This window comes from Nonomuraea sp. NPDC049725 (genome assembly GCF_040674795.1).
Taxonomy (GTDB): Bacteria; Actinomycetota; Actinomycetes; order Streptosporangiales; family Streptosporangiaceae; genus Nonomuraea; species Nonomuraea ceibae.
This window is the reverse complement of the sequence record NZ_JBFANJ010000022.1, coordinates 71,863-87,943: the sequence shown is the minus strand read 5'-3', so window position 1 is coordinate 87,943 and position 16,081 is coordinate 71,863. Positions and strand designations below refer to the sequence as shown.

Sequence of the window (16,081 nt, the reverse complement as noted above, 5' to 3'; positions counted from 1 at the left end):
CGGCTAACTGGTCGAGCGGGTGGACCACCAGCTGCGCGCGGCCGGAGGCGCGTGGCGGGCGATGCCGCCCGCGCTCGACCCGCAGCCGCAGGCCCGGCCGCAGCGCTTCTACGGACTGTTCCACCAGGTGCTCGTCGACCCCGGCGGCACGGTCACGCGCACGCTCGCCGAGTCGACCGAGAGCCACCTGCCCGACCTGCCGCCGCTCACCACGGCCGAGGTCGCCCGCCGGGCGGGCCGCCCGTTCACCGTCCGGTCGCGCGGCGCGGACGACCCCGGCTGGCGGGTGGTGGCCGTGCCCCGGCGCGACGGCGGCAGCCGGGTGATCGCGATCAGCCTGGGCGACGTGGACGCCACCGTCTCGCAGCTCGGCGTCATCGTCGCGGCGGGCGGTGGCGGGACGCTGCTGGTGCTCGGGTTCGCCTGCCACTGGCTGGTGCGCCGCAGCCTGCGCCCGCTCGGCGAGATCGAGCGTACGGCCGGCGACATCGCGGGCGGCGACCTGTCGCGCCGGGTGCCGCAGTGGGCCGGCACCACCGAGGTCGGCAAGCTCGGCCGGGCGCTCAACGGCATGCTCGGCCAGATCGAGCGCGCCGCCCGCGAGCGCGAGGCCGCCGCCGAGTCGGCCCGCGAGTCGGCCACCGCCGCGCGCCGCTCGGAGGAGCTGATGCGCCGCTTCATGGCCGACGCCTCGCACGAGCTGCGCACGCCGCTCACCTCCATCAGGGGGTTCGCCGAGCTGTACCGCCTGGGCGAGAACCAGGACCTGGGGGAGGCGGTGCGGCTGCTGGAGCGGATCGAGGGGCAGGCCGCCCGGATGGGGCTGCTGCTGGAGGACATGCTGCTGCTGGCCCGGCTCGACCAGCGGCGCGCGCTCGCCCGGCGGCCGGTCGACCTGCTCAGCCTGGCCGCCACGGCGGTGATCGACGCGCGGACGCTGACGCCGGACCGCGACGTCGAGCTGGTCCGGCTGGACGGCGGCGACGGCCCGGTGCTCGTCACCGGCGACGAGTCACGGCTCGGCCAGGTGGTCGGCAACCTCGTGGGGAACGTGCTCGCGCACACCCCGGACGGGACGCCGTTCCGGATCGGGGTGGGCGTCCGCGACGGCCTGGCGGTGCTGGAGGTCGCCGACGAGGGGCCCGGGTTCGCGCCGGAGGTGGCCGAGCGGGTGTTCGAGCGCTTCTACCGCGCCGACCCGGCGCGCAGCAGCGGCGGCTCCGGGCTGGGCCTGGCGATCGCGGCCACGCTGGTGGAGGCGCACGGCGGCACGATCGCGGCGGCGGGGGAGCCGGGCAAGGGCGCCGTCTTCACGGTCACGCTGCCCCACCGGCCGGACCGGCAGCCCGGGTCTCAGCCGATCGCGTAACCGTACAGGCCCTCGCCGGAGCCCAGCTCGCGCGCCCGGCCCGGGCGCAGGCCGCGCTCACGCGCGCCCGGCACGTACGTCACCACGCCCCGATCGGGCGCGGCCACCACCAGCCCGTCCAGCGGCGGGCGATCGGCCAGGGCACGCAGCCCGCCGGTGGCCGGCAGCGCCGACACCGACCAGCCCTTCCCCTTGATCAGCACGTCGCCGTGCCGGGCGAGGCCCCCGCGTGGCCCCCCGGCCAGCACCTGCACCGCGTTCTCGCCCGGCACGCCGACGGCCAGCTCGTCGTCCCCGTCGCCGTCGAAGTCCCCGGCCGCCAGCGACGCGCCGAACCGGTCGAAGTAGCGCGGCGTGCCCTTGAGCAGCGTCTGCGTCCACATCTCCGACCTGGCGCCCCGCAGCCCGGCGCGCGTCCCGTACAGCACGTGCAGCGCGCCGTCGCCGTAGTCCATCGCCCGCTGGTTCGCCGTCAGCCCCTCGCCCGGCACGCCCACCGCCAGGTCGGCGCGGCCGTCGGCGTCGAAGTCGCCCGTCGCCAGCGCCGCCCCGAACCCGTCCCACTTCTCCGCGCTCCCCTTGATCCCCGGCGAGCTCTGCGTGATCCGCAGCGCCCGCTGCCGCCGCACGTCCAGCACCGTCACCGAGCCCTGCCCGTCCCGGGTCACGCTGTCGGACGGCGCGCCGGCCACCAGCTCGTCGCGGCCGTCGCCGTCGAAGTCGCCCGTCGCCAGCGACTCGCCCCACTGGTCGGTCGCCCGCGCCGCCTGCCGCACCCACCCCGTCCGCTGACTGATCAGGTACGGCTTGCGGCCCTTCATCCAGTACACGGTGACGCCGCCCCCGCCACGCAGGCCCGGAGCGCCCACCGCCAGCTCGTCGCGCCCGTCCCCGTCCAGGTCCCCGGCGGCCAGCGACGCCCCGAACCGGTCGCTCGACGGCCGGGCCGGAGCCAGCTCCTCGCCGGGCCGCAACCCGCCGGGGGAGCCGTGGTAGAGCTGCACGACGCCGTTGCCGTCGGCGGCGGGCACCCGTTCGCCCGTGAACTCCTCCGACACCCCCACCGCCAGGTCCGCGCAGCCGTCGCCGTCGAAGTCGCCCGTCGCCAGCGCCGACCCGAACGCGTCACCCGGCTCCGCGCCGTCCTGGACGAGCTTCACCCGCTCGCCCGACCCGTACAGGATCGTCACGGAACCGGCCCTGCGGTCGTCGTACGGGGCCGCCACCGCCACGTCCGGGCGGCCGTCGGCGTCGAAGTCCGACGGCGTCCCGGAACACCGCGCCACCTGGGCGGGGGCCGTACCGGCGGCGAGGGGGAGGAGCAGGCAGGCGGCCAGCAGAGCGTTCATACCTCTAGGAATGTCCGCACCAGCCGAACCCGGTCTTAACTCCACGGGAACGTGCCAGGATAGGCATGTGGACATCGACCTCGCCGATCTCGACTTCTGGCGCAAGCCACTCAAAGAACGACACGAGGCGTTCGCCCGGCTCCGCGATCTGGACCGGCCGGTGTTCTTCCCGGAGAAGAAGGTGCCGTTCCTGCGGTCCGGCAAGGGCTTCTACGCCCTGGTGCGCCACGCCGACGTGGTCGAGGCCAGCCGCAACGCCAAGCTGTTCTCCAGCGAGCCGGCCGTGACCAACCCCGAGCCGCCCGGCTGGGTCAAGCAGGTGTTCGGCGAGTCCATGGTCAACATGGACGACCCCCGGCACGCCCGGCTGCGCCGCATCGTCACCCGGTCGTTCAGCCCGCGCATGCTCGCCGGGCTGCAGTCCGGCATCGAGGCCGCGTGCGCCCGCATCGTCGACGACGCCGTCAAGGAGGGGCCGCGCGACTTCGTCTCCCAGATCGCCGCCCGGCTCCCCATCCACGTCATCTGCGACATGCTCGACATCCCCGCCGAGCTGCGGGCCAAGGTCCACCAGCACGTCGACGTCTCCACCGCCTACACCGGCGTCCGGCCCAGCCTGGCCCGCAGCGTCCAGCTCGCCGGGCAGAACATGCTGGCCCTGCTCGCCCTCCAGCGCATGGTGATCAAGCTCGGGCACGAGCGCGCCGCCGACCCCAAGGGCGACCTGATCTCCCTGCTCGTCACCGCCAACCCCGACGGCGAGAAGCTCACCGACCGCGAGCTCGGCTCGTTCTTCGCGCTGCTGCTGGTGGCCGGCAACGAGACCGCACGCAACACCATGGCCCACGGCATCAAGCTCCTCACCGACAACCCGGCCCAGCGCGAGCTGCTGATGAGCGACTTCGACGCGCACATCGCCGGCGCCGTCGAGGAGATGGTCCGCTACGTCTCACCGATCATGCAGTTCCGCCGCACCGTCACCGAGGACTGCGCGCTGCGCGACCTGGAGCTGAAGAAGGGCGACAAGGTCGTGCTCTTCTACGGCTCCGCCAACCGGGACGAGTCGGTCTTCCCGGATGCCGACCGGTTCGACATCACCCGCGACACCAAGCCGCACGTCGGCTTCGGCGGCCCCGGCCCGCACTTCTGCCTCGGCGCCAACCTGGCCCGCCAGGAGATGCGCACGATGTTCCGCGAGCTGCTGACCCGGCTGCCGGAGATCCGCTCCGTCGGCGAGCCCGAGCTGCTGGTGTCCAACTTCGACAACAGCGTCCGCAGGCAGGCGTTCACGTTCTGAGCACGTTCTCCCGGATCGAGACCGCGGTGATCAGCGCGGCCACCGCCATCATCCCCGCGCTGATCAGCATCGCCTGCCGGAACCCGGCGTCGAACACCGGCGCGTTCTGGAACGCGTCGCCGACCAGGCCCACCAGCGGCGGCACCGCCGCCACCGCGAGCAGCCCGCCGGTGCGCGCCACCGCGTTGTTGATCCCGCTCGCCGTGCCCGCGTAGCGGTCGTCGACCGTGGCCAGCACGGTCGCCGTCAGCGGCGCCACCGCCGCCGACAGGCCGAGCCCGAACACGGTGACCGCCGGCAGCACCTGGAGCACGTACGAGGCCCCGGGACCGATCGTGCTCATCCACACGAACCCCACGCCCGCCAGCGCGATGCCGCACGTCATCGGCAGCCGCGGCCCGACGCGCTTGGCCAGGTCGCCCGCCCGCGGCGACAGCACCAGCATCAGCACCGTGACCGGCAGCAGCGCCGAGGCCGCCGCCACCGGCGTGAACCCCGACACCACGATGAGCTGCACCGCCAGCAGGAAGAACACCACGCCCATCGCGCCGTACATGATCAGCGTCACGACGTTCACCGCGCTGAACACCCGGCTGCGGAACAGCCCCACCGGCACCAGCGCGTCAGGCGACCTGTGCCGCTCCAGCCACACGAACGCCACGCCCAGCGCCACGCCCGCGCCCAGCACCACCGGCGCGCCCAGCTCGATCAGCCCGTACGTGATCCCCGCCAGCGCGAGCGCGGCCAGCGCCGCCCCCAGCACGTCGAAACGGCCCGTGGCGGACTCGTCGCGGCTCTCGGGCACGTGCCGCGCCGTCACCAGCACCACCAGCGCCGCGAACGGCAGATTGATCAGGAACGCCCAGCGCCAGCCCACGGTCTGCACCATCAGCCCGCCCAGCAGCGGCCCCACCGCGCTCGCCACCCCGCCGAGCCCCGACCAGACGCCGATCGCACGCGGCCGGTCGGCGCGGTCGAACGACGCCTGGATGATCGCCAGCGAGCCCGGCGTGAGCAGCGCCCCGCCCACCCCCTGCAACGCGCGGGCGGCCACCAGGAACTCGATGTTCGGCGCCAGCCCGCACAGCGCCGACGCCAGCGCGAACCAGACCGTGCCGACGAGGAACACCCGCCGCCGGCCGTAGCGGTCGCCCAGCGAGCCGCCCAGCAGGATCAGCCCCGCCAGCGTCAGCGTGTAGGCGTTGACCGTCCACTGCAGCCCCGCCATGCCCGTGCGCAGCTCCGCGCCCAGATACGGCAGCGCCACGTTGACCACCGTGCTGTCGAGCATCGCCAGGCCCGAGCCGAGCACCGTGGCGGCGAGCACCCAGCGGCCCTGCGCCGACCTGATCGCCAGATGGCTCATCGCCGCGCCGCCAGCGCGCGCAGCACGAACCCGGAGACCACCTCGGCCGCCTGGTCCACCGTGACCGCGCCGCTGATCAGCGGAACCCGCTCGGCGCCGACCACCGCCAGGATCATGCGGCTCGTCGCCGCCCGGTCGGCCACCTGGAAGTCACCCGAGGCGACGCCGCCGTCGAGGATGTCCAGCAGCACCCGCTGCATCGGCGCCACGTGCTCGGCCAGCCGCTGGTAGGCGTCCGGCCCCAGCGCCGCGCCCAGATCGGCCGCCCCCGGATGCGGGTGCGCCAGCAGCCCCTCGAGCTGCAGCCGCACGAACGCCCGCAGCCGGTCGGCCGGCGAGGCATCCTCCGGCAGGCCGCGCTCGTAACTGTCGATGAAGTAACTCGTCACCCGCTCGGCGAACGCCAGCAGCAGCGCCGCCTTGTCCGGGTAGTAGTTGTAGAGCACGGTGCGGGTGATGCCGGCCTCGCCCGCCACGTCCGTCATCGAGATGGCGTCGATGCCCTGCACCCTCGACAGGCGCGAGACGGCCTGCAGGATCCGGTCGCGCGTCTGGGCACGGTGCTCGCCGATGGTGGCGGCGGAGATGCGGGGCATAGGGCCATCGTAGGCTTTCGCTCAGGCGGCGGCCCGTAGCGTGTGCATGAGTTCGGCCAGGACCTCGGTGTTGAGCTGGTACGCCAGCCGCACCTCGCGGATGATCCGCTGCCGCTCCCGCTCGTCGAGCTCCAGCGCGTCCAGCCGCGCCCGATACTCGTCCTTGAACCGGGGCAGGCTGCCCACCTCGTCGAACACGTAGAAGTCGGCGCCCCCGCCGCCCCTGCGGTAGCCGTAGATCTTCTCCAGCTCCATCCGGATGAACTGCCCGCCGGACAGGTCGCCGAGATAGCGGGTGTAGTGGTGGGCGATGTAGCCGCCCGGCCAGTCGGCCACCTGCTCGATCCGCGCGACCAGCGTGCGCGTCGCCTTCGACGGCGCGATCCGCTCCCGCCAGCCCGGCCCGTACACCGTCGCCAGATCCCGCTCCAGCGCCGCCTCCCGGTAGAGCTCCGGGAAGACGAACCGGCCCGCCACCGGGTGCCCGCTCAGCCCGCGCGACACCGAGTCGAGGGCGACGTAGGCGAAGTAGTGCTGGGCGACCATCTCGCCGTACTCGGGCTCGCTCAGGCGGCCGCCCATCAGCTCCTTGAGATAGCTCTCCCCCTCGGCCGACTCGTGGTCGCCCCAGGTGGCGGCTCTCAGGGTCTCGGAGAACGAGGTCACGGCTCACCCCAACATGTGCACGGCTCTTTCATGACACAGTGTCACAAACCTTGGGTGTGGCGGTCAAGTGGATGACGACACCATGTCACCAACCTTACGTACCCACCGTCACCACCCCCGACCCCCACCCAATACCCCCACCACCCCAACCCCCACCTACACCAGCCCCGGGCCGCCCTAACTCCGCCCCCGACCCCGCCCCAGCTCCCAGCCCCCAGCAGTCAGGCCCCTGGCGCCGCCCCGAGGCCTCCGGGCCTCCGGGCCTCCGGGCCTCCGGGCCTCCGGGCCTCCGGGCCTCCGGCCTCCGGGCCTCCCGGCCTCCGGGCCCCCGGCCTCCCGGCCTCCGGGCCCCCGGCCTCCCGGCCTCCGGGCCCCCGGCCTCCCGGCCTCCGGGCCCCCGGCCTCCCGGCCTCCCGGCCTCCCGGCCTCCCGGCCTCCGGGCCCCCGGCCTCCCGGCCTCCGGCCCTCGGGCCCCGGGCCTCTGGACCCGGCCGCCCCGGACCCCGAGGGTGCCCGGCCCCCTGGCAACCGGCCCCGGACCCGGGGCCCATTGGCTCCTGCCCGCCGGGCGCCCGGACCCCGCCTCCTGGCTCGCGACCCCGGCCCCCCAGGCCCCCGGGCCCCGGCCCTGGCCAGGGCCGTCCGTGCTGGGGCCGGGCGCTCGTGTGGTCGCCCGCCACTCCCTACGGTGGCGGGGTGGGCGCGGGTGCACGGGTGCATCGGCGCATCGGTGGGCCGGCGCATCGGCGGCCGGCGGGCCGTTGGGGCCCCGGCAGTTTCGGCGGCCCCGGAGAGCGCCCCCGGGCGTGTCGGCAAGGTGGGCAGGCTGCGCGGTGCGTCGGCCCTCCGGCGGGCCAGGCGCCCCGGGTGTGGCGGTGTCGTGCGGTGTGCGGCTACTCGCCTGGGCGTACGAGGCCGGTTTCGTAGGCGTAGACGATGGCCTGGGCGCGGTCGCGGAGGCCGAGTTTCATCAGGACGCGCCCCACGTGGGTCTTGACCGTCTGCTCCGCCAGCACGAGCTTGTCGGCGATCTCCTGGTTGGACAGCGCCTGAGCGATGAGCGTGAGGACCTCGGTCTCGCGGTCGGTGAGCTCGCCGAGGCGGCTGTCGGCGGGGGAGGAGGCGCGGGGGCGGGGCAGTTTGGCGAACTCGTGGATGAGCCGCCGGGTGATCGCCGGGGCGATGAGGGCGTCGCCGGCGGCGACGACGCGCACGGCTTCGGCGAGCTGGGCGGCGGAGGCGTCCTTGAGGAGGAACCCGCTGGCCCCGGCCCGCAGCGCCTCGTAGACGTAGTCGTCGAGGTCGAACGTCGTCAGGATGAGCACCTTGGACCGCGCGCCGGAGGCCAGCAGGCGGCGGGTGGCCTCGAGGCCGTCCATGACGGGCATGCGCACGTCCATGAGCACCACGTCGGGGGCCAGCTCGGCGGCGCGCTCGATCGCCTCGCGGCCGTCGGCGGCCTCGCCCACGACCTGGATGTCCGGTTGCGCGCTCAGGAACACGGTGAACCCCGTGCGCACCATGCCCTGGTCGTCGGCGATCAGCACCCGGATCACCCGGTCCCCCGTTCGTCGATCGGCAGTGTCGCGGTCACCTGGAAACCTCCCACGGGCACCGGGCCGGCGTCGAGCGTGCCGCCGAGCAGGGCGGCCCGTTCGCGCATGCCGACGAGGCCCTGCCCGGCGCCGGGCTCGCCGGCGGGGGAGGAGCCGGGCCCGTTGGTGACGTGCAGCCGCAGCCCGGTGTCGTCGCGGCCGATGTCGAGCATGACGGTGGCGCCGGGGGCGTGGCGCATGGCGTTGCTGAGGGACTCCTGGATGATCCGGTAGGCCGACAGGCCCACCGCCGGCGGCAGCCCGTCGACCGATTCGGGCCGTTTTACCAGCACGGACAGCCCGGTGGCGCGGGCGTTGGCGATGAGCTCGTCGATGCGGTCGAGGCCGGGCTGGGGCGCGGTGTCGGTGCGGCCCTCCTGGTCGCGCAGCACGCCGAGCACCTGGCGTAGCTGGGCGATCGCCTCCAGGGACAGGCCGCGGATCTCGGCCAGGCCGGCCTCCAGCTGGGCCGGATCGCCCGCCGCCCGGAGCGGCACGGCCTCTGCCTGGATGGCGATCACCGACATGTGGTGCGCGACGACGTCGTGCAGCTCGCGGGCGATGCGGGCGCGCTCCTCCAGCACGGCCTGGGCGCCCTCGGCCTCCTGGGTGCGCCGCTCCTCGGCGAGCAGCCGGGCGGTGGCGTTGCGCCGCACCCGCACGTTGTAGCCGAACAGGACGGCGATCGTCACCATGGTGAGCGCGATGGCCACCGAGTTGGGATGGAAGACCCAGGTCGCCAGCGCGGTCAGCGCCCAGACCGCGACCGTGATCCGCCGGTCGCAGCGCACCGCGACCGCGTAGGTCACCAGCAGGTAGCAGATGATCGCCGGCGCCGTGTAGGGCAGCGTGTCGTCGGAGGGACGCTCGCGCATCCAGATCGTGAGGGGGATCAGCCCGGCGGCGATCCGCCAGGCGACCAGCGGGTGGCGTCCGCGCAGCGCCAGGGGTAGGGAGAAGGCGAAGGCCGCCACGTACGGCAGGAACTGGCCCAGGGCGCCGCCCCCGCGCAGGCCCGCCCGCTCGGAGGCCGCGGTGACGAAGAAGAGGGCGGCCAGCGCCAGATCGCCGGCCTGCACGAGGTCGATCCGGCGGAACGGCAGCAGGCCGAGCCAGCGCGGCACGCGCACGGTGAGGCGGCGGGGCGGCGGCGGGTCGGCGTCGCCCCGATAGAGCGCGAGCCTGAGCGGCTCCAGCACTGCCGAGAACACCCCCGAAGCCTACGAGCCACGAGGTCCTGGCCGCGTCGGACCAAGGGTTGATCCGCCCTCACCCTCAGGTATGGCTTACAACATTACGATCGCTGTGAGCGAACATCGGCAGAGAAGGGAACAACGATGGGCTCCAATGAATTGAGTCGATGTAACTCAACCCTTTGGAGTTCGCATGAGTGAGAGCTTGATCCTCCCGGTCCTGCCGCTGGACGACGAGGTCGTCCTGCCGGGCATGGTGGTTCCGCTGGACCTGTCCGACTCCGAGGTGCGCTCCGCCATAGACGCGGCACAGGCATCCGGTGGCAACAAGCCACGGGTCCTCCTCGTTCCCCGGATCGACGGCCGTTACGGCGCCGTGGGCGTACAGGCCGTGGTCGAGCAGGTCGGGAGGCTGCCGGGCGGCGAGCCCGCCGCCGTCGTCCGCGGTGTCAACCGGGTGCGGGTGGGCACCGGCACGACCGGCCCCGGCGCCGCGCTGTGGGTCGAGGCCATCACGATCGACAAGGTCGCCGCCGGCGAGCGCGCCCAGGAGCTGGCCAAGGAGTACAAGGCCCTGGCCACCACGATCCTGCAGAAGCGCGGCGCCTGGCAGGTCGTCGACCAGGTCAACCAGATCGACGACCCGTCGGTGCTGGCCGACAGCTCCGGCTACACGCCCTGGCTGACCACCGCCCAGAAGGTCGAGCTGCTGGAGGCGGCCGACCCCGCCGACCGGCTGGCCAAGCTCGTCGAGTGGTCCCGCGAGCACCTCGCCGAGCTGGACGTGGCCGAGACGATCCGCAAGGACGTCCAGGAGGGCATGGAGAAGCAGCAGCGCGAGTTCCTGCTGCGCCAGCAGCTCGCCGCCGTCCGCAAGGAGCTCAAGGAGCTCAACGGAGACTCGGCCGAGACCGAGGAGGAGGACTACCGCGCCCGCGTCGAGGCCGCCGACCTGCCGCAGAAGGTGCGCGAGGCCGCGCTCAAGGAGGTCGACAAGCTGGAGCGGACCTCCGAGCAGTCCCCGGAGACCGGCTGGATCCGCACCTGGCTCGACACCGTCCTCGACATCCCGTGGAACGAGCGCACCGAGGACAACTACGACATCACCGGCGCCCGCGCCGTGCTGGACGCCGACCACACCGGCCTGGCCGACGTCAAGGACCGCATCATCGAGCACCTGGCCGTGCGCAAGCGCCGCCAGGACAAGGGACTCGGCGTCGTGAGCGGCCGCCGCAGCGGCGCCGTCCTCGCCCTGTCGGGCCCGCCCGGGGTCGGCAAGACCTCGCTCGGTGAGTCCGTGGCCCGCGCGATGGGCCGCAAGTTCGTCCGCGTGGCGCTCGGCGGCGTCCGCGACGAGGCGGAGATCCGCGGCCACCGGCGCACCTACGTCGGCGCGCTGCCCGGCCGCATCGTCCGCGCGATCCGCGAGGCCGGCTCGATGAACCCGGTCGTCCTGCTCGACGAGATCGACAAGGTCGGCGCCGACTACCGGGGCGACCCCACGGCCGCGCTGCTGGAGGTGCTCGACCCGGCGCAGAACCACACGTTCCGCGACCACTACCTGGAGGTCGAGCTCGACCTGAGCGACGTGCTGTTCCTGGCCACGGCCAACGTCCTGGAGGCGATCCCCGGGCCGCTGCTCGACCGCATGGAGGTCGTCACGCTCGACGGCTACACCGAGGACGAGAAGGTCGCGATCGCCCGCGACCACCTGCTGCCCCGCCAGCTCGACCTGGCCGGCCTGACCGCCGACGAGGTCACCGTCCAGGACGACGCGCTGCGCAGGCTAGCCGCCGAGTACACCCGCGAGGCCGGCGTCCGCTCCCTGGAGCGCTCGGTCGCCCGCATCCTGCGCAAGGTCGCGGCCAACGACGAGCTGCCCGTCACGGTCGGCGCCGACGACCTGGTCGGCTACCTGGGACGGCCCAGGTTCGTGCCGGAGTCGTCGCTGCCGGAGGCCACCCAGCGCACCTCGGTGCCCGGCGTCGCCACGGGCCTGGCCGTCACCGGCGCGGGCGGCGACGTCCTGTACGTGGAGGCGTCGCTGGCCGACCCCGAGACCGGCGAGACCGGCCTCACGCTGACCGGCCAGCTCGGCGACGTGATGAAGGAGTCGGCCCGCATCGCGATGTCCTACCTGCGCTCCCACGGCGCGGAGCTGGAGCTGCCGGTCACCGCGCTGAAGGACCGTTCGGTGCACGTCCACTTCCCGGCGGGCGCCGTGCCCAAGGACGGCCCCTCCGCGGGCGTGACGCTGACGACCGCGCTGGCCTCGCTGCTGTCGGGCCGCCTGGTCCGCGGCGACGTGGCCATGACCGGTGAGATCTCGCTGACCGGGCGGGTCCTGCCGATCGGCGGCGTCAAGCAGAAGCTGCTCGCGGCGCACCGGGCGGGCATCACGACCGTCCTGATCCCGGCCCGCAACGAGCCGGACCTGGACGACGTGCCCCAGGAGGTCCGCGACGAGCTCACCATCCACGCGGTGAGCGACGTGCGCGAGGTCCTCGACATCGCCCTGGCCCCGGCCCAGGTCGCCACCACGGTCGCGGCCTGACGCCCGTCCGCCCCCGCCCCGCCGTGTCCCGACACGGCGGGGCGTCGGCATTCCGTACGGCGGGGTGTCGGGAATAGATGGATAAATCATCCCGCCGTTTGACTGAATGATTCGCGCCTGCTTGCCTGCCTCCCATGCTGTACGGCACCCCCGCGCTCGACCCCGCAGACAAGGACGTCCTCGTGGAGATCGAGGAGATGCGGCGCGATCTCAGGCACCGCCTCGCCGAGCCGCACCGCTGGGACGGGCAGCTCCGCCGCCAGCTCCAGGCCAGGGCCATCCAGGGGTCCAACTCGATCGAGGGCTACCGGGCCAGCGTGGAGGACGTGGAGTCCATCATGGCGGGGGAGGAGCCGCTGGAGGCGTCGCCCGTGGTGAGCCGGGAGATCGCCGGCTACCAGCAGGCGCTCACCTACGTCCGGCACCTGTCGCGCGCCACGTCGTTCCGCTACGACGTGGGCACGCTGCACGCGCTCAACTTCATGATGATCGGGCACCACCGTCACAAGGACCCGGGAGTGGTGCGGCCAGGCGGCGTCTACATCCGCGACGGGGAGACCCGCGAGGTCGTCTACGAAGGGCCGGACGCCGAGCTGGTGCCTGGCCTGCTCGACGAGCTCGTCCAGTGGCTCAACGAGGGCGACCTCGACGTGCCGAGCTACGTGCGGGCGGCCATGGCGCACCTCAACCTCGTCAAGATCCACCCCTGGCGGGACGGCAACGGGCGTATGTCCAGGGCGCTGCAGACGCTCGTCCTCGGCCGCGACCGCATCACCACGCCCGAGTTCTGCTCCATCGAGGAGTGGCTGGGACGGCCCAGCGTGACGCTCGGCTACTACGACGCGCTCAACGGCGCGGGCGGGCGCCGCTGGGATCCGCCCGGTGACACCTCGGCCTGGGTGCGGTTCTGCCTGCGGGCCCACCACCTGCAGGCGCAGCGGGTCGCGCAGCGCCTGGCGCAGGCGTCGGAGATCTGGGTGCTGCTGGAGGAGGAGGCGCGCGGCGACGGGATCAACGGCCGCTGCGTATCGGCGCTCTACGAGGCGTTCGTGAGCAGGCGGCTGCGCCGCAGCCGTTATCAGGCGGACGAGGGGCTGAGTCAGGGGCAGGCGGCGCGGGATCTGCGGGATCTGGCCGCGCGCAAGTGGTTGCAGCCGTACGGGGAGACGAAGGGGCGCTTCTACGAGCCGGGCCCTCGGATGCTGGCGATCAGGGCGGAGTTCGCCGGGCGGGTGCGGCCGTTGCGGGACCCGTACCGGTAGGTGATGCAGATCACCCGGCAAGTCCGGAATACCGGGCGGCACGCAGGCCGTTGACCACGGCGTGAACGAGGCATACGCGGACCGCCGGAGCGCCATGGGCCCCCGGTGTTGTCGCATGTGTACGGGGCGAATGCGTACCCCCCGCACCCGCTGACGATCCGCCGTCTCCTCGAAGGTCACCATGATCACTCCGCACTTCGTGCTGCGCAGGCTGAGCCACCTGCCGTACCACCCCGGCACCGCGTAGCCCCCACCTTTCGCGTACCGACGTTTGTTCGTTCCAGATCTGTGGGGAATTGTTGTGATCCAGGCTTCCGGCCTGCGCAAGTCGTACGGCGGCACCGTCGCGCTGGACGGCGTCGACCTGCACGTGCGCCAGGGTGAGATCTACGGCGTGGTGGGCCAGAGCGGCGCGGGCAAGAGCACGCTGCTGCGCTGCGTCAACCTGCTCGAACGCCCTGACGCGGGCACCGTCACGGTCGACGGGCAGGAGCTGACCGCGCTGAGCGGCAAGGAGCTGAACCTGGCCCGCCGCCGCATCGGCATGATCCACCAGCATTTCGCGCTGCTGTCCTCGCGCACCGTCGCGGGGAACGTGGCCTTTCCCCTGGAGGTCATGGGCGTCCCGGCGGCCGAGCGCCGCCGCCGCGTCGGTGAGCTGCTGGAGCTGGTCGGGCTCGGCGGGCGCGGCGGCGACCGGCCGAACCAGCTCTCCGGCGGGCAGAAGCAGCGCGTGGGCATCGCCCGCGCGCTGGCCGGCAACCCGTCGGTGCTGCTGTCGGACGAGGCCACGTCCGCGCTGGACCCGGCCACCACGCAGTCGATCCTGGCCCTGCTCAAGCGGCTCAACACCGAGCTCGGCCTGACGATCCTGCTCATCACCCACGAGATGGACGTGATCAAGAGCGTCTGCGACTCGGCCGCCATCATGGCCGGCGGCCGGGTCGAGGAGTCCGGCGTCATCGCGGACCTGATCAGGACGCCCGGGTCGCGGCTGACCCGGGAGATCTTCCCGCTGCCCGAGCCCGCGCCCGCGGGGTCGGTCACGCTCACCTTCACCGGCGACCCGCGCCAGCCGGTGGTGTCGGAGGTCGTGCGGAAGTTCGACGTGGACCTGAGCATCCTGGGCGGCTCCATCGAGGAGCTGACGGCCGGCCCGGTCGGCCGCCTGCGCGTCGCCCTCACGGGCGATGAGGCCGCCCCCGCGCTGGACTACCTGCGCGAGCGCGGCCTGCTGGTGGAGACGGCGTGAGCACGGCCGTCAGTACGCGTGCGAGTGCGCGTGTGAATGCACGTGTGAATGCACGGAGGGGGAAGCGATGACCTGGGACGAGATGGTTCCGCTGCTGGGCGAGGCCACCTGGCAGACGGCGCTGATGGTGGCCTGGTCGACGCTGTTCACGGTGCTGCTCGGGCTGCCGCTCGGGGTGGCGCTGGTGGTGTTCGACCGGGGCGGGCTGCGGCCGATGCCGGTGCTCAAGTCGGCGCTCGGCATGGTCGTGAACGTCGGGCGGTCGCTGCCGTTCATCGTGCTGATGATCGCCATCATCCCGTTCACCCGGCTGGTCGTGGGCACCACGATCGGCACGGCGGCGGTGGTCGTTCCGCTCACGGTGGGCGCGGTGCCGTTCTTCGCCCGGCTGGTCGAGACGGCGCTGCGCGAGGTCGACCGCGACGTCGTGCAGGCCGCGCAGGCGATGGGCGCCGGGCGGACCACGATCGTGCGCAAGGTGCTGCTGCCGGAGGCGCTGCCGGGGATCGTCGCGGGCGTGACCGTGACCGTGGTGGCGCTCATCGGCTACACGGCCATGGCGGGCACGATCGGCGGCGGCGGCCTGGGCGACCTGGCGGTGCGCTACGGATACATGCGCTTCGAGACCGAAATCATGATCGCGACGGTGGTGGTGCTCGTCGTGATCGTGCAGATCATGCAAAGCCTGGGCGATCTCGTCGCTCGGCGTCTTTCACATAAATAAAGGAAAAATCATGAAAATTCGTAGCATCGTAGGCGCGGCCGCCCTCTCCCTGTTGCTCACCGCATGCGGCTCGACACAGTCCGCCACCACGGACGCCGGCGCGGCCAGCCCGGCCGAGTCGGCCGACACCGTGCTGAAGGTGGGCGCCAGCCCCGTCCCGCACGGCGAGATCCTCGCCTACGTGAAGGACAACCTGGCCCCGGCCGCCGGGCTGAAGCTGGAGATCGTGGAGTTCACCGACTACGTCCAGCCGAACATCCAGCTCAGCGAGGGCCAGCTGGCCGCCAACTTCTTCCAGCACAAGCCGTACCTGGACGACTTCAACGCCTCCAAGGGCACCGAGCTGAGCTTCGTCACCCCGGTGCACCTGGAGCCGCTCGGCCTGTACTCGAAGAAGGCCACGGACCTGGCCGCGCTGCCCTCCGGCGCCACGGTCGCCGTGCCGAACGACGCCACCAACCTGGGCCGCGCGCTCAAGCTGCTGGCCGACAACGGCACGATCACCCTCAAGGAGGGCGCCGGCACCGCCGCCACCGAGCGCGACGTCACCGGCAACCCGAAGAACCTGCAGTTCAAGCCGCTGGAGGCGGCGCAGCTCCCGCGCTCGCTCGACGACGTGGACGCGGCGGTCATCAACGGCAACTACGCGATCGAGGCCGGGCTCAAGCCCGCCACCGAGGCCCTGGTGCTGGAGAAGACCGAGGGGAACCCGTACGTGAACGGCCTGGTCGTGGCCAAGGGCCACGAGAAGGACGCGAGCATCGTCACGCTCGGCAAGCTCCTCCAGGACCAGAAGGTCAAGGACTTCATCGCGCAGAAGTACCAGGGCTCGGTCATCGCGGCCGGCTGAAGAACGGC

The 16,081-nt window shown here is 73.0% G+C and carries 13 protein-coding genes; 7 read left to right on the top strand and 6 right to left on the bottom strand.

Going from position 1 to position 16,081, the window contains the following annotated elements; translation table 11 throughout:
* Positions 1 to 19 precede the first annotated feature (19 nt).
* The gene (locus AB0J53_RS39535) at positions 20 to 1,369 is read left to right on the top strand and encodes a HAMP domain-containing sensor histidine kinase (RefSeq protein ID WP_364182028.1); all 1,350 of its coding nucleotides are present in this window, start codon (positions 20 to 22) and stop codon (positions 1,367 to 1,369) included.
* On the opposite strand, the gene AB0J53_RS39530 is transcribed toward AB0J53_RS39535, so the two are convergent.
* Positions 1,354 to 2,718 carry an FG-GAP and VCBS repeat-containing protein gene (locus AB0J53_RS39530; RefSeq protein WP_364182025.1) on the bottom strand — a complete coding sequence of 455 codons (1,365 nt, stop codon included), beginning with the start codon at positions 2,716 to 2,718 and terminating at the stop codon, positions 1,354 to 1,356. The two genes, AB0J53_RS39535 and AB0J53_RS39530, sit on opposite strands and share 16 nt — an antisense overlap.
* A gap of 67 nt (positions 2,719 to 2,785) precedes the next feature.
* On the opposite strand from AB0J53_RS39530, the gene AB0J53_RS39525 reads away from it, so the two are divergent.
* Positions 2,786 to 4,015, top strand: coding sequence for a cytochrome P450 (locus AB0J53_RS39525; protein ID WP_308126103.1), 1,230 nt, complete (start codon positions 2,786 to 2,788; stop codon positions 4,013 to 4,015).
* On the opposite strand, the gene AB0J53_RS39520 is transcribed toward AB0J53_RS39525, so the two are convergent.
* The 5 genes from AB0J53_RS39520 to AB0J53_RS39500 form a co-directional block, all read right to left on the bottom strand.
* On the bottom strand, positions 4,005 to 5,381 hold the full coding sequence (locus AB0J53_RS39520; RefSeq protein ID WP_364182022.1) for an MFS transporter: 1,377 nt from the start codon (positions 5,379 to 5,381) through the stop codon (positions 4,005 to 4,007). The genes AB0J53_RS39525 and AB0J53_RS39520 overlap by 11 nt on opposite strands.
* Entirely contained in the window at positions 5,378 to 5,977 is a 600-nt protein-coding gene (locus AB0J53_RS39515; RefSeq protein WP_364182019.1) for a TetR/AcrR family transcriptional regulator, read from the bottom strand. Before AB0J53_RS39515 ends, AB0J53_RS39520 begins: the two co-directional genes overlap by 4 nt.
* 21 nt (positions 5,978 to 5,998) lie before the next feature.
* Positions 5,999 to 6,643: a biliverdin-producing heme oxygenase gene (locus AB0J53_RS39510; protein WP_219513990.1), complete on the bottom strand. Its 645-nt coding sequence runs from the start codon at positions 6,641 to 6,643 to the stop codon at positions 5,999 to 6,001.
* Positions 6,644 to 7,536: 893 nt separating this feature from the next.
* Positions 7,537 to 8,199, bottom strand: coding sequence for a response regulator transcription factor (locus AB0J53_RS39505; protein WP_364182016.1), 663 nt, complete (start codon positions 8,197 to 8,199; stop codon positions 7,537 to 7,539).
* The gene (locus AB0J53_RS39500) at positions 8,196 to 9,449 is read right to left on the bottom strand and encodes a sensor histidine kinase (RefSeq protein ID WP_364182013.1); all 1,254 of its coding nucleotides are present in this window, start codon (positions 9,447 to 9,449) and stop codon (positions 8,196 to 8,198) included. The genes AB0J53_RS39505 and AB0J53_RS39500 overlap by 4 nt, the downstream gene beginning before the upstream one ends.
* A 175-nt stretch (positions 9,450 to 9,624) precedes the next feature.
* On the opposite strand from AB0J53_RS39500, the gene lon reads away from it, so the two are divergent.
* From lon to AB0J53_RS39475, 5 genes are all read left to right on the top strand, one after another.
* The gene (gene lon / locus AB0J53_RS39495; RefSeq protein WP_364182010.1) at positions 9,625 to 11,985 is read left to right on the top strand and encodes an endopeptidase La; all 2,361 of its coding nucleotides are present in this window, start codon (positions 9,625 to 9,627) and stop codon (positions 11,983 to 11,985) included.
* A gap of 134 nt (positions 11,986 to 12,119) precedes the next feature.
* Positions 12,120 to 13,247 carry a Fic family protein gene (locus AB0J53_RS39490; RefSeq protein ID WP_364182008.1) on the top strand — a complete coding sequence of 376 codons (1,128 nt, stop codon included), beginning with the start codon at positions 12,120 to 12,122 and terminating at the stop codon, positions 13,245 to 13,247.
* A gap of 301 nt (positions 13,248 to 13,548) precedes the next feature.
* Positions 13,549 to 14,499, top strand: a complete 951-nt coding sequence (locus tag AB0J53_RS39485) for an ATP-binding cassette domain-containing protein (RefSeq protein WP_364182005.1) — start codon at positions 13,549 to 13,551, stop codon at positions 14,497 to 14,499.
* Between the two features lie 67 nt (positions 14,500 to 14,566).
* Positions 14,567 to 15,223 carry a methionine ABC transporter permease gene (locus tag AB0J53_RS39480; protein WP_219519039.1) on the top strand — a complete coding sequence of 219 codons (657 nt, stop codon included), beginning with the start codon at positions 14,567 to 14,569 and terminating at the stop codon, positions 15,221 to 15,223.
* 10 nt (positions 15,224 to 15,233) lie between these two features.
* A complete protein-coding gene (locus AB0J53_RS39475; RefSeq protein WP_219519036.1) occupies positions 15,234 to 16,073 on the top strand; it encodes a MetQ/NlpA family ABC transporter substrate-binding protein in 840 nt (279 codons plus the stop codon).
* Positions 16,074 to 16,081: the final 8 nt, after the last annotated feature.

Coding starts and splice junctions, on each gene's coding strand:
- AB0J53_RS39520 (WP_364182022.1), bottom strand. CDS start 5,381: ATGAGCCATCTGGCGATCAGGTCGGCGCAGGGCCGCTGGGTGCTCGCC.
- AB0J53_RS39475 (WP_219519036.1), top strand. CDS start 15,234: ATGAAAATTCGTAGCATCGTAGGCGCGGCCGCCCTCTCCCTGTTGCTC.
- AB0J53_RS39490 (WP_364182008.1), top strand. CDS start 12,120: ATGCTGTACGGCACCCCCGCGCTCGACCCCGCAGACAAGGACGTCCTC.
- lon (WP_364182010.1), top strand. CDS start 9,625: ATGAGTGAGAGCTTGATCCTCCCGGTCCTGCCGCTGGACGACGAGGTC.
- AB0J53_RS39515 (WP_364182019.1), bottom strand. CDS start 5,977: ATGCCCCGCATCTCCGCCGCCACCATCGGCGAGCACCGTGCCCAGACG.
- AB0J53_RS39530 (WP_364182025.1), bottom strand. CDS start 2,718: ATGAACGCTCTGCTGGCCGCCTGCCTGCTCCTCCCCCTCGCCGCCGGT.
- AB0J53_RS39480 (WP_219519039.1), top strand. CDS start 14,567: ATGACCTGGGACGAGATGGTTCCGCTGCTGGGCGAGGCCACCTGGCAG.